6 protein-coding genes are annotated in these 15,564 nt (G+C 22.8%); 5 read left to right on the plus strand and 1 reads right to left on the minus strand.

Annotation, left to right across the window (positions count from 1 at the left end; genetic code table 11):
* The first annotated feature begins 151 nt into the window (after positions 1-151).
* The gene (trkA, locus tag K0T98_RS02465; protein ID WP_225639276.1) at positions 152-1,531 is read left to right on the plus strand and encodes a Trk system potassium transporter TrkA; all 1,380 of its coding nucleotides are present in this window, start codon (positions 152-154) and stop codon (positions 1,529-1,531) included.
* Between the two features lie 333 nt (positions 1,532-1,864).
* Here the strand turns inward: trkA and zapA are convergent, their stop codons facing one another.
* Entirely contained in the window at positions 1,865-2,173 is a 309-nt protein-coding gene (zapA, locus tag K0T98_RS02470) for a cell division protein ZapA (protein WP_225639277.1), read from the minus strand.
* Positions 2,174-7,454: 5,281 nt separating this feature from the next.
* Here zapA and clpP point away from each other — a divergent pair.
* The 4 genes from clpP to K0T98_RS02490 all read left to right on the plus strand — a co-directional run bounded on the left by clpP (position 7,455) and on the right by K0T98_RS02490 (position 15,498).
* On the plus strand, positions 7,455-8,075 hold the full coding sequence (gene clpP / locus K0T98_RS02475) for an ATP-dependent Clp endopeptidase proteolytic subunit ClpP (RefSeq protein ID WP_225639278.1): 621 nt from the start codon (positions 7,455-7,457) through the stop codon (positions 8,073-8,075).
* A gap of 292 nt (positions 8,076-8,367) precedes the next feature.
* Positions 8,368-9,621 carry an ATP-dependent protease ATP-binding subunit ClpX gene (gene clpX / locus K0T98_RS02480; RefSeq protein ID WP_225639279.1) on the plus strand — a complete coding sequence of 418 codons (1,254 nt, stop codon included), beginning with the start codon at positions 8,368-8,370 and terminating at the stop codon, positions 9,619-9,621.
* 1,237 nt (positions 9,622-10,858) lie between these two features.
* Positions 10,859-12,265 carry an NADP-dependent phosphogluconate dehydrogenase gene (gene gndA / locus K0T98_RS02485; RefSeq protein WP_225639280.1) on the plus strand — a complete coding sequence of 469 codons (1,407 nt, stop codon included), beginning with the start codon at positions 10,859-10,861 and terminating at the stop codon, positions 12,263-12,265.
* 3,095 nt (positions 12,266-15,360) lie between these two features.
* A complete protein-coding gene (locus K0T98_RS02490) occupies positions 15,361-15,498 on the plus strand; it encodes a hypothetical protein (protein ID WP_225639281.1) in 138 nt (45 codons plus the stop codon).
* Positions 15,499-15,564: the final 66 nt, after the last annotated feature.

The following is a 15,564-nucleotide window of genomic DNA, read 5'->3' on the forward strand; positions in this document are numbered from 1 at the left end:
ATTAGAAATAATATATCTATTAAACTATATAATTATATAAAAAATTATAAATATATAATTATATTTATAATCAGTTAATTAGTCTCTATTCCATTTTATATCTATTTATTAGATTTGCACAAGATTATCACTGGCAAATTCAGAGAATATCATGAAGATTATTATTCTTGGCGCTGGACAAGTAGGTAGCAATCTAGCAGAAACCCTAGTTAGCGAAAATAACGATATAACAATTGTTGATACTAATAGTAATCGTCTACGCCAACTACAAGATAAATTTGATCTAAGGGTAGTGCAGGGCTATAGTTCTTATCCTAGAATTTTAAGTGAGGCTGGTGCTGATAATGCAGATATGCTTATAGCAGTAACTAGTTCAGATGAAACTAATATGGTAGCTTGTCAGGTATCTTATTCGTTATTTAATACACCAAATAGGATAGCACGCATCCGTTCAATTGAGTATATACGTGAAAATAAATTTCTTTTTAATGCAGCTGCCTTACCTATAGATCATATAATTTCTCCAGAACAGCTAGTTACAAACTATATATATCAACTAATAGAATATCCTGGTACACTGCAAGTTGTAAGTTTTGCAAAAGGAAAAGTAAGTCTTGCGGTAGTAAAAGCATATTATGGTGGCCCACTAGTTGGTAACGCGTTAACTGCTCTTAAAAATCATATACCCCATATTAATACACGTATAGCCGCTGTTTTTCGTCATGATCGCCCAATCAGTCCACGCTCTTCTACAATTATTGAGGCTGGTGACGAGGTATTTTTTGTAGCTGAATCACGACATATTCGCGAGATCATTAGTGAGTTACAGCACTTAGAAAAAATATATAAACGCATTATGATTGTTGGAGGAGGTAACGTGGGTGCTGGTCTAGCATGCCGCTTAGAACAAGAATATAGTATTAAACTTATTGAAAAAAATCAACAACGTGCTAATGAACTAGCTGAAATGTTACACAATACTGTTGTATTTTATGGTGATGCTTCTGATCAAGAATTACTTACTGAAGAGCATATTGATCAAGTAGACTTATTTATTGCTTTAACTAATAATGACGAAACCAACATTATGTCAGCAATGTTAGCCAAACGCTTGGGTGCAAAGAAGGCTATGGTGCTCATTCAAAGAAACGCGTATGTAGATTTAGTACAGGATGGTAGCGTTATAGATATTGCTATTTCACCTCAACAAGTAACGATATCTGCACTACTTGGGCATATAAGAAAAGCACATGTTATTAAAGTATCATCTTTACGCCGCGGTATGACTGAAGCTATTGAGACTATAGCTGATGGCAATATACAAAATTCAAAAGTAATTGGTCGTAGAATAAAAGAAATAAAATTACCACCCGGTACAACTATTAGCGCTATTGTTCGTGGTGATCAAGTTATTATTACCAATAGCCAGTCTAAAATTAAACAAGGGGATCATGTTATTTTATTCCTTATAGATAAGAAATTTATTACGGAAGTGGAGCGTCTATTTCAATCCACTACTTGTTTAATATAAATTATAAAATTAAGTTATTATATAATAAGAAAATATGAATAAATTTTTAAAGAAAAATAATTTCCTTATCATGTATATATGTTGATTAACAATTCTTCATAAAGAAGATATCTAATTATAAAGATTACCCTATATTTAATAAATATCATTATAAAAATATCATACTCAAAAAATATAGTTAAATAATTACTTTATCTCTATTATCAAAATTAATATGATTTATTATTTTATAATATTTATTCATTAGATAGGATAAGTATTACCTGATTTTATTAATAATTAAATTAATCTTTTTATTGAAATATAATATTCTGTAAAAGAATAATTGTATATTTATTCTTCTGCAGTATCTTGTTTTAATAGGGCCTGTTCTATTATTTTATATAAAATACAAATTTTTTGCTCAATACTAAAATGATAATCTTTAATTCTTAAACGTTCTTGAGCTAATTCATGACATACATTTAATGCTGCAATAAAAGCTAATTGTTCTGTATTTGTTACTTTAGTACGGACTTTTAGATCTTGCAATCTATTATTAAGATCTTCTGCAGCTCGATAAAGTTCCTCTTGTTGTTCTAGCGGACAATTGACTTTTAACGAACGGCCAAAAATTTGAATATCTACTGGTTTTGCAGACATATTGTTCCTGTCTAGGATGACTTTAATTTTAAAATAACATAATAACTAATATAGCACTAACTATATAAACTTTTATCTAAACATTTACAATAAATTACAACTCATAATTATTCAATTATAGTAAAATATCTTTTATCAGTATAAAATGTTAATTGAATAATTACAACATTATTATAACATTAATAATGAATACATTATTAAATAAATTTAATTAACCAGTAAGTTTATAGCTAAGACTTATGAAGTAAAAGTATTATTTAAAGATATTATATCTTTTATCTTAAAAAATATTACAATAAATATAAGACATTAAATTATTGATAAAGTAATACATGCTTTTTTAAGGTAAAATCATTAATACCTATATAATAGTAGTAAAATTAATATGCAAGATATACCTAATTATCTAATTACTGTCTGCGCTAAAAATACAATATATTAAATATAATAATATCTATTCAAGTAATAACAGCATTTATTTTTTCTTATAAGAAAAAATAATTATAGTATTGTAAGTAACTTACTGAAAATTATGGTAAATATTTAAAATTTTAATACATATAAAAATTAATAGTTCACTTAATTAAAAATTTACTCTAATACTAATAAAATTATAATATGCAGTAAATAAATTTTAATAAAAACCCTATAAAATAAATAGCAATAGTAAAATATCTTAAAATATTTAATGTAATTATACTTATCATGAATCAGTAATTAAAAAAACAAATATAATCTTATTAAATAATTTAAAACAACTAGTGAGATACTTTTGATATAATTCAATAATATAATAAGATTAATTTTATTAGTATAATTAAATATTTCCCATTATAATTTAATCGATCATATACTGTACCTTACTAACCTAAAATATATTATTTTAAACTTTACTTTCTATTTTATTATATTTATAAATAACCTTAATTTATCCTTAATGATTTAAGATATTAATTAAATACTTATTTTAATTTCATTTCATAAATGTATTCAATAGTATTAATTACTATATATTACTATTTCATAGTATGTATAAGAATATAGTAATTCCTATTGCTAACTTACATCAGTTATAGATAATACATTTAAAACAATCTCATATTTAGAAAAGTTTATAAAAAACAGGTAGTACTATACAAACTAAGTAAAGAAACATTTTTATTACTTAATATACCAATAATTCATTATTTTAGTTATATGAAATAAGACTATTTTCATCAATTTATATATAAAGATTTTAGTCTATAAATTAAAATTTAATACATAAAAATATACCAGTCAAAATTCTAATATTTAAAGAAATAAATTATAACAGAACTATTTTTTTGATTTTATTTTAACTAGATATTATTAGATAATTGTCATAATCTAAAAGATTAGATAATCTAAAAGATACATATTACTAAATATATAATTTATAATTATCCCTGTCATACATTAATACCAAAGAGAAATAATTTATATATAATTAATATTATTTAAACTTTATTTCTAAAACAAAATTTCTATCCTACTGGAAGTATTCTAATAACATTGATATAGAGTATTATATTTAGGATAGAAGATAATGTAAACCATAGTTATTTTTATAATTTTTCTATTAATATGTATATAATAAAAGTTGTAATAGATCTATTTACTGTTAAAAGTTATTTATTATACCTAATGATTTTTAATCATATGATTATTTTATAATATCAATAAAATATATAAATTATATTTTACTAAAAGTATAACGTGTTATTTCATTTTATCTATTATGATTAAATCATATGTCAATAAGACAATCAAAATATATAAAATATTATTTAATAATATAATTATTAGAATCAATAAAGTGCGTAAATTTATTATAAATATTAGTTTTAATATACCCTATATGAGACTATAGGTTCATTGTTACTACAGTATTTATTTTTCTAACTAAATATTATTGATTATTTTAAAATAACGCAATAATTTTTAATATCCCAACAAATATTAGTAATATTTGTTAACAATATCTATATATTAATATAATTATATAAGATTATGTAAAAATAAAATTTAAACAACTTTAACCACTCGATAAGATAAATTATTTATATTTATTATTATTTGATTAATATATATATTATAAGATATTCATATAATACATACCATAACTATTACATCACTCATGATTTGATAACTTTTAGTTTATCTTAAGTATTCTACGTTAGGTATATAATATTACATAAAATTATATCAAAACTTTAATAAATACAGTACTAATTACATTCTATATTTGTATAACCTATAATATTTCTAGAAAATACATAATAGAGTGGTAGTAAATAAAAACAATTTCATATGTAATAATAAACATTATTTACATAATACAATCCAATCAAAACATAGACTATAATATCTTGAAGTTATAGTAAATTATATCAATAGCAGTGATACTAAATAAATAAATTAGTAATAAAAATAAAACAGCAAAGTAATAAACTCTAATCACTAATTATTTCAGTAAAAGTACTTATTAATACAACTAATAGAATGATTACATATCATATACTATTTTAAATAGATATTTTACATTATATAAATGAGATATCTAAACTTTACCTATTATTTGTTTTACATTTTAGGATAAAATTTTTTTAATTTAGATCTTTAAAATAAAAAATTCTTTATATTATAAGATATCAATCATTAATTGAATGATATTCCTTGATATTTATATACCACTATAAAATAGTATACCGCTGATAAGCGTTATACTAAATAGAAATATTAAAGATATAATATTCTTATATATACAACTCAAAAAAGATAAAAAATTAATTTAGATTTTAAATGTTCTTAAAATATATGTAGTTTTACTAATCTTATAAGACAGAATAATGTATCACTACAAAATTCATTTCATGTAACTACTAAAGCAGTAAGTTATTCTTTCTATATTTTAACTAAAATAACATAAGAAAAATAATCCAAATAGTAAAAAGATAAAAAATTTAAAAATTATCATATATGATAATATCAAGGCAAGAGTAATATTTATAGTTTATACTTCAATCTTTAAATAATTATCACAGAAATACTAGAGATTATCTTTTTAGATTAAAGAATAACTATACATTCTATCTAAGTATTACTAAAATAGCAAGTATATATAACAACAATTAAGAAATGTTGTCTTATAACAAGAATCAAATATTTTTTAATACAGATCAAAAAATAATTTAAACAAATAAATAAAAAATATCAATTTTATTATACTGAAGATACAAAATATCAAATACTTTTTAATATAATTAATTAGGTGAAGATATATTTTAATATATTTAAACTTATTTAATATGCTAGTATAATCACATATAATGTAGTATAGCACTCTACTAAATAAAATTATAAAATTTATATATAGATAAGATATTATTGGTATTTTACCAAAATAATAATACTAACATTTTACGCGAGAGATCATCTTTCACTACGCAAATTGCAACGTTGATTTTTGTCATATAAAATATTATAAAAATCTCTGCGATTACAAAATTCATAAAAGCATTATATAAAACAATACATAAAAATATGCTTATTATGTTTGTTATATATTAATAGCTAAATTAATAATTAATAATATATCATTCATACAGAAACTATAAAATATATAAGTTATTAGTTAGTAACTATCATAAAACTAGTACACATTATTCCCCATATACATTATGCTTTATATAAATACAATTATATATAGGATATCATGCTGTGAGTAAAGAACTAGAGTTATATTCTAAACTAGTTTAATATATCAAAGTGTATTACAATAGAAAGAAAATAATCCATATTTTTATATTATTATTTCTGGTGTTATAATTAGTTCATAATAATAACAAATTCTCTTAAAATAATAATTTTAATATTATTATAGTTGAATGATAGTTATTTATAATAAATTCCAATAATTTAGGAAAAAACTTTATATTTTTTTATAAAATACTACCTATAAACTACTATCTCTCTATATTAGAGATCAGAATGATGTTATTTGCTATACGCGTGATTACCTCTTTTATTAACTAAGAGTATTAAATATGATAAGACAATATTATTAGCTCTGACCATATGTTGTTAAATCCTAAAATATGAGTATTATCACCTATGATTAATCATTAAAAAAACTGCGTAATTAAATAATAATTTATATAATCAAGGGTATAAACAATTAAATATCATTATCAAAACCTATAATCCCAATAATTTTTTATAAGATAAATTAAGTATATATTTTTAAAATCATAAATAAAATATTAAAGGGATATAATTAGTATAGATGATATATGATCACGATCATGGTTAAGTAAATATACTTATTTTTACTAACATTATAAAAATAATATTTATCATGCGATTATGATTACCATTAAAAAATATTTGCAGGATAGTTATTAATATTAACTATTATTACTCTAATAACATTCAAGATATTCTCTTGATCAAGTATAAAAAAACTTAATTAGATTATGTAGTTTTTTAAATTATAAAAATTTAATATCTGTCATGCTTTTTTAGAAAATTACTTTTAATAAAGTTTAATATGTATTTATTTATGATCTGATAGCTACATAAATTATTAAATAACAATTATTGTAACCCAATAATTATAAGATGCACCTAGTATTTTCAATTAATTCTTTAATTATATTAATAGACTATATAACATACAATAATATTTATTCTTTTAAGTAATAATAGGTTATTTGATAATGAATCTAGTTACTTAGTAAGTAAGTATAAAAATACTTAAAATATCAAGGAAATGATTCCTGCTGTTATGTTTTATTATAAATATTAACTTAAAAATCAAGATAACTAGATACTTATAATAATAAGTATTGCTTAATCACTTTTAAAACAATAAATCTACTGGAATAAGCAAAATACAGATATGTAATTAAAAGATACATTTCAAAACTTTAAATTTTACTTTACTATAATTCAGTGAAGTTGCTATAAAAAATAAAATCTTATACTGAATATTATATTAGTCTTATTTACTATAAAGCTAAATTATATTAAAATGCTAGTAAAATTATCTATAAGACTTTGATATCACTTAAAAAAAAATAACTAATATATTATATTCAATATAACTATATTTGTTTTATTTATACTTCTTTATAGATCATTTATTTTTATATAAATATTTTACTAATATTTAAAACATATAATTATTCATATTTAATGAAGTCAATCTCCAATAAAATAGAGTGAATAATACCCCCAGTAATTTCTGTAGGAGAGGTTAATGTTATACAGTAATGAGCATTATTTGGTACCGCATATGACTTTAGTACCGATGGTTATTGATCAGACTCCTCGTGGCGAACGTTCATATGACATTTTTTCTCGTTTGTTAAAAGAGAGAATTATTTTTCTTACTGGTAATATTGAAGATCATATGGCTAATCTTATAGTAGCTCAGTTGTTATTTCTTGAAGCTGAAAACCCAGAAAAAGATATTCATCTATATATTAACTCACCTGGTGGTGTAATCACTGCAGGTATGTCTATCTATGATACCATGCAGTTTATTAAACTTGATGTAAATACTGTTTGTGTAGGACATGCATGTTCCATGGGCGCATTTTTATTGAGCGCAGGGGCTAAAGGTAAACGTTTCTGCTTACCGAATTCACGAGTAATGATTCATCAACCTCTAGGTGGTTTCCATGGTCAGGCAACGGATATAGAAATTCACGCCAAAGAAATACTAAAAGTTAAGCAGCGTATGAACGAACTGATGGCGCAACACACAGGTAAAACACTAGAGGAAATAGAGTGCGATACTGAGCGTGATCGCTTCTTATCGGCTAATGAAGCTGTAGAATATGGTTTAATTGATTCGGTAATGTCTCACCGTAATTAACATGATTAAATTCAAATATAGTATAAACTCTATTTAGTCCTAGTTCTACCTATGTATGATTTATTGTATATCGTGTATAATATAATAATTAAAATCAGATCACAATTGACTATAACTTACTATTATATTCAATATAAAGCATTGTATGATTGCTTTATATTTTATTAATAAATCCTATAAGATTATGTTGATTTACCCCCCTTTGCGCAAATTAGTTTATTGCCATTGATATGTATTCTTCATAAATAATTAATATTTACAGAGTAAATGAATTAATGAAAGAGGTTGACTGATGATAGATAAACACAAAGACGGTCCAGATACATTAATGTGCTGTTCTTTTTGCGGCAAAAGCCAACATGAGGTTCATAAGTTAATATCCGGGCCATCAGTATATATCTGCAGCGAATGTGTTGATCTGTGTAATAAGATTATTCACGAAGAAATTAAAGAAGTCATGCAACATAATAAACCTAATATTCTACCAACACCACACCAAATTTGTAAACATTTAGATGATTATGTTATAGGACAAGAACAGACAAAAAAAGTTTTAGCTGTAGCCGTATATAACCATTACAAACGTTTACGCAATGAAGATATAAATAATGATGTCGAGTTAGGAAAAAGTAATATTTTACTAATTGGGCCAACTGGTAGCGGTAAAACCTTATTAGCTGAAACATTAGCTCGTTTTCTTGATGTACCATTTACTATGGCGGATGCAACTACGCTTACTGAAGCAGGTTATGTGGGTGAAGATGTTGAAAATATTATCCAAAAACTACTACAAAAATGTGATTACGAAGTACAAGAAGCACAACGTGGTATAGTATATATTGATGAAATTGATAAGATTTCTCGTAAGTCTGATAATCCTTCAATCACCCGTGATGTATCAGGAGAAGGGGTACAGCAAGCTTTATTAAAGTTAATTGAGGGTACTATTGCTGCAGTTCCACCACAAGGAGGTCGTAAGCATCCACAACAAGAATTTTTACAGGTAGATACCTCTAAAATTCTTTTTATATGTGGAGGTGCTTTTGCTGGTTTAGATAAAGTTATTAGTAAACGTGTCTATACTGGCACTAGTATAGGTTTTGGTGCAACAGTTAAGAAAGAAGTATACGAACAAACTACTGAAAGTAATCTGTTAACTCAAACAGAGCCAGAAGATTTAATTAAATTTGGTTTAATTCCTGAATTTATTGGTCGATTACCAGTTGTAGCTACACTTAATGAGCTTAATGAAAATACTTTAATTAAAATTCTTAAACAACCAAAAAATGCATTAACTAAGCAGTATCAAGTATTATTTAAAATGGAAGGTGTAAATTTAGAATTCCTCGATGAAGCCCTTATTGCAATAGCTAAAAAAGCCATGGCACGAAAAACAGGTGCTCGTGGCTTACGTTCTATTATTGAAGCAGCATTACTAGAAACAATGTATAACTTACCTTCAATAACAAACGCTAAAAAAGTTGTTATTGATAAAAATGTTATTGAAGGTCAAGAAGAACCTATATTACTATCGAATAACCCGTAAACATAAGTTATTAATAAATAAATAAAAACAAATAAGATATTTAAGATAACTTAATAAGATCATATAAATAATAGAAATAATTTGATTAATTATTTAATCAATATAGATACAAGACATTTTATCTTATTCAACATTCTACTAAATAACTATTTTAGTTTATTACTAATAATATTATAATATAACAACTTGAATTAAATTATTCTAAATAATTAAAATTTAATACATTGCTAATCTAATAAAAATTATGGTAGATTTCTTATATTTAGTAAGACTTTATTAAAACAAATGGAAATAATTATTTTTATAACAATAAAATTAAGCAAGAATTTTTTATATCAATTAAATGACTATAATAGTATGATGATATAAACATTCAGTATACGTACTTAATACAAAATATAATACTTTGACGCTGTCAAAGTTGCTAAAAATAATAAACAGTAAAACAATTTTTTATTGTTAATTTCACAAGGACTGTAATAAATATTTTAATTAAAAATTAATACACATGTTACTATATTGCTTATATCAAAATTTTATAAATTAATAAAGTTATTGACTACTTTATCTTTGATATATGAACTATCTATAACTACAAATAAGTATGTATTAAATATATAAAAACAGTAGTCTCTATACTAAAATAATACAACTAAGAAAGAAGATTTTTACTTCACTTGATTTACTTAAATAATCACTTCTCCATTAAAAAAATTACTAGGTAATTACTTTAAGTCTACCACTTAAAGTAAGTGTAATGCTTTTTGTATTAATAAATTAAAATTCTAATAAAAATAGGATTATTAAAATAATTATACATTATGTTATGACCACAATCACAAATAAGAATATGCTAATAAATATATTATTGATTCAATAAAATACTAACCATAATAACATTAGCAATTTTATATAAGTTATTATAAGATAATCAATCTACTATATAATAAAATAATCCTACTGTGCTCAATTATAATAACAAATTTTATATTGTTTTATAATTTTAATAAAATCGATTAAAGATCTGCCTATATATAATATATCGGTAGTTATTAGATCAAATATTTTAATATTTTAAATTTACAGTATAGTTTTTATATATAAAACTGATAAGTATCAAAAATTGATTACATCAACTGCTATTCTAATATAGAAATAAGTTAAGTGAAATATCCGCAAGATATATGCTATAAGATAAATTATCTGTAGGTATAATCTCCTATTATAAGAGGTTTAAATGTCTAAACAACAAATTGGTGTTATCGGTATGGCAGTTATGGGACGTAACCTAGCACTTAATCTCGAAAGCCATGGTTATAGCGTATCAATCTTTAACCGTTCTAAGAATAGAACCGACACAGTAATTTATGATCATCCGAGTAAAAAATTAGTACCTTTTTATACTTTACAGGACTTTGTTAAGTCACTTGAAAAACCTCGTTGCATCCTCCTTATGGTTCAAGCTGGTATAGTTACCGACCAAATTATACAATCTCTAAAACCTTATCTTACAAAAGGAGACATCCTTATAGATGGTGGTAATACTTTTTTTAAAGATACTATACGTCGTCATCATGAATTATCATATGAAGGTTTTCATTTAATTGGTACAGGCATATCTGGAGGTGAAGAGGGTGCCTTAAGGGGACCATCTATTATGCCTGGAGGAAAAAAATATGTATATGATCTAATATCTCCAATTTTTAAAAAGATTGCTGCTGTAACTGAAGATGGTGAAGTCTGCGTAAACTATATTGGTCCTGATGGCTCTGGTCATTATGTAAAAATGGTTCATAACGGTATAGAATATAGTGATATGCAGCTAATTGCTGAAGCTTATTCCTTACTAAAGTATGGTCTTAATTTATCTAACAAAGATCTATCAACTATTTTTACTGAATGGAATAAAGGTGAGTTAAATAGCTATTTAATAGATATTACTAAAGATATTTTTATAAAAAAAGATGAAGAAGGAAAGTATTTAATTGATGTAATTCTAGATGAAGCTGCCAATAAAGGTACTGGTCAATGGACTAGCCAAAGCGCTTTAGAACTAGGAGAACCCTTATCTATGATAACATCATCTGTCTTCGCTCGTTATATCTCTTCATTAAAAGAACAACGCATGAAATTTTCTCAAATACTCTTTGGTCCGAAAGTTCAGGTTTTTAATGGTAATAAAACTATATTTATTGAAAAAGTCAGGCGAGCACTGTATCTAGGAAAAATAATTGCTTATGCTCAAGGATTCTCTCAATTAAGAGCTGCATCGAAGCGGTATAATTGGAATCTACACTACAATGAAATAGCACAGATTTTTCGTGCAGGTTGCATTATACGCGCTCAATTACTACAGAAAATTATTGTTACGTATACATACGATGCTATAATTACTAATATATTACTAGCTCCGTATTGTAAACAAATATCTAATAAATACCAGCAAGATTTGCGTGATGTAGTATCTTATGCAGTACAAAACGGTATTCCAATTCCAACCCTTTCTGCGGCACTTTCTTATTATGATAGCTATCGCTCAGCCTTACTACCTTCTAATTTAATTCAGGCACAACGAGACTATTTTGGTGCACATACTTATAAGCGTATTGATAGAAAAGGTGTATTCCATACTAAATGGTTTTAAGTATTATTATATAAAAGTGTAGTTTAAGTGAACCTAAGAAGTCCGGACTTTCCTGGACTTCTACTTAAATTTTGTATAAAATATAGATATCAGTTATATTTAAAATATTACATCGTTAGTAGGATACTACTAACTGTTGTTTTTATTAAAAATATCAAATTGTTAAGAATCTTTTGCTATATTTATTTTAATTAATACACTTAATATTAAGATTTTATACTTTTATCATATACTATGATAAAAGTATATTTTTAGCTATATCTTAGATTTCTAAAATAGAATATTACATACTGAAATATATAAGTATAACTGTAATACTTAAATATATTATAAATGTAAGTAGAAGTAGTGAATTAACTGAGGTTATTAATTAAATTATTTATACTTAAATTTAAGTATTATATAAATATGAAAATAAAAAAAATTAGTAAAACACAATATAAATTTAATAATTATTATATATTGTTTAATATTATAGATAAATAAAATAAACTATAACTAATAAAAATATAATACGTATACAATCACTTATCCTTGTATATCGTTTAAATATATTATTTATAAATATTCTAGATTAGAATATATCCAAAATTATCTAAAAAATTTTAGTATAATCTAATATTTATAATATTATCTATATTTATACTTATACAGATCATACGTTAAAGAATTAGTCAATCTGATAATATGAAAAATAGATTTTATAGATAAAAACTTTAAATAATTAAAGTAAAATAATTTCGGTAATAAATAATGATTTAAACAAGATTTGCAAGTTAAAATATAAGATAAATTACATTAACATAAAGACTAATTTGCTCTTATAATACCTTTTAAATTAAAATTTAATATTTTATAAAAAACAATATACCTAAGTCGTTAGCATAATTATTTTATTTACTAAGATTTATAATAATGCGTTTTACCTAAACACATTAGGTAAAATATACATATTTTCTTTAATTTTAGTGAATTATTAATTTATTTATGATTTTTATCATTTAGATATTTTCTATATTATAATATTAATCTAAATGATTAATTTTAGTTTTTATAATATATAGTATATGTTATATACAATTTATATTTTTAGGTTAATTCAATATAATTATAAAAGATATGTAAAATCTATATTATTCTGTAAAATTATAAAAATATTATAATGTATTTATATTAAGATGTTTTTTTATTTGTATTCTTTTATTTATTATTAATAACTTATAATAACAATTATTAAATATATTACTAAAAATATGAAAGGAATTAAAAGTTATTTATATAACATATAAAATTAGCAATATTCATAAAATAATGTGTCGATATTTTAATCTTGCAATTCTTATATTTAAAATTATACATAAAACTCTATAAAAGATTTTTCATAACATTGTAGGTCTATCATTTTTAATTATAGTTATCATATATTATAAAAACAATGACGATAAAAAAAATATAAAAAGGATATAATATATTTGAAATTAAAAATGTCATCACAATGTATAAATATTAAAAATTATAATATTTTATATTTAAATTTATTAATTATATTATTTTATAAGTTAAATTTAATATTTACTTAATGAGTATAGTATTCAAAGTAACTATCACAAAATTTTAAGAGATATATCTATTAGTAAAATTATTTTTTATATATCAAATTATACAGGGAATAATATTTATAGACTTATTTATTAAAATCATACTAAGAAATAATAGTTAGACTTATATAAAAGCAAACTAAATATTATACATGACATTATATGAATAAAAATTATTAATTAACGATTTATAATCGTATTATTTAATAGAGATATATTAAAGTAATTAAAAATTTTCAACATATAGGATTTTAAAAAAAACAATAACTAATGATTCTAATTATATATTACATATATAATTCAAATGGTGCAATGATTTATATTGATAAAGTTAAAGATCTTAAAAACTTCTATCTAGTTATTTTAGTCACAATATAGACAACTATAATATATAAGTAATAATAAAATATTGCTAAGCTGTAATCTTTATTACGTGATGATAAAATATATCTTTTATTTATATCAGTATATATTATTATAGTTTATTTATTTATCACAGTGCTCAATATAAGACATTGGGAGTATTTTAGATTATTTACTGACTTGTATACTACGCGATAAACAATAGAAAATATAACAACTTTTTATTTGACAATTTAACAATAGTATTTGTCACAATTGATCAAGTCCTTATATACAATACCAAGATTGTTACTGCTAATGAAAATATACACAACAAGTAAATTATATTTGTTTATTTCTTACTAGCAAGTATAAACAAATATTAAATTTACTAAATATATGAATGAAAGAAGTAAGTAAAACACTAAATTTTGAATTGGTAGCACATATTAAAAATTAGATATAAGAAGTACATATAGTTACCACAAAAACAGGTCATTACTAGAAATAATAAAAATATAGATATTCTTAATATTGTATTTTATTCTAAATTCATCTGTATACATGTGTACTATTATTTCGACAGGGAAATATTATTGAGAGTAATAGTAATTTTCCTTAAGCACATAGAGGTACTATACTTAATAAAGTATTATATATTCTTATTAAGAAATGATATTTAGAAAATATTCATAGTTTCCAACTACATGATAAAATATTGCTTGATTTTAAGTTAAAAGAGAAAGATATAATATTTAATTCTATTTTTAAATTAGCTAGTCATAGGATTAGTATTTAAATATATCTACGTAGAATTACATCTTTTACTTAAAATTATATAACAATAATATACAAAAACATCTCCATTAAATAATGTATCTCACACATCAATGATGAATAAATGGTAGCAAAAATTAAAGATATTATTAGATATGTTATTCATATATTCCATATAAAATATGGAGATACAGGTTGTATAATGAGTAAATAAATAATAATATTATTTATAGTTGTTAATTAAAATGGATAAATTAGTAGATAACTTACTTAATAATATTAACGACATTAAATACAGATATAACTATATAGTTATATATCAAATATTCTTCTTCGTCGATAGTAAAAAAAATATAAAAATAAAATACCTGTTATAATTTGAGCAATCGTAATAAGGGACTATTAGCAGAAGAAAAAAATTTCTACAACAGATATGTTATAGAACAAATATCAACTAATTTTTTAGATATTACAACAAATACAATTCGTAAAGCAGGGTTAGGGAAATTTTATTAAATCCTAAAAAGATAAGTTTTCCTACTTCCTTTGTTCTCCTATATTGTATCTTACATAATATATTAA

This window comes from Candidatus Profftia sp. (ex Adelges kitamiensis) (genome assembly GCF_020342455.1).
Taxonomy (GTDB): domain Bacteria; phylum Pseudomonadota; class Gammaproteobacteria; order Enterobacterales; family Enterobacteriaceae; genus Profftia.

Coding starts and splice junctions, on each gene's coding strand:
- clpP (WP_225639278.1), top strand. CDS start 7,455: ATGTTATACAGTAATGAGCATTATTTGGTACCGCATATGACTTTAGTA.
- clpX (WP_225639279.1), top strand. CDS start 8,368: ATGATAGATAAACACAAAGACGGTCCAGATACATTAATGTGCTGTTCT.
- trkA (WP_225639276.1), top strand. CDS start 152: ATGAAGATTATTATTCTTGGCGCTGGACAAGTAGGTAGCAATCTAGCA.
- zapA (WP_225639277.1), bottom strand. CDS start 2,173: ATGTCTGCAAAACCAGTAGATATTCAAATTTTTGGCCGTTCGTTAAAA.
- gndA (WP_225639280.1), top strand. CDS start 10,859: ATGTCTAAACAACAAATTGGTGTTATCGGTATGGCAGTTATGGGACGT.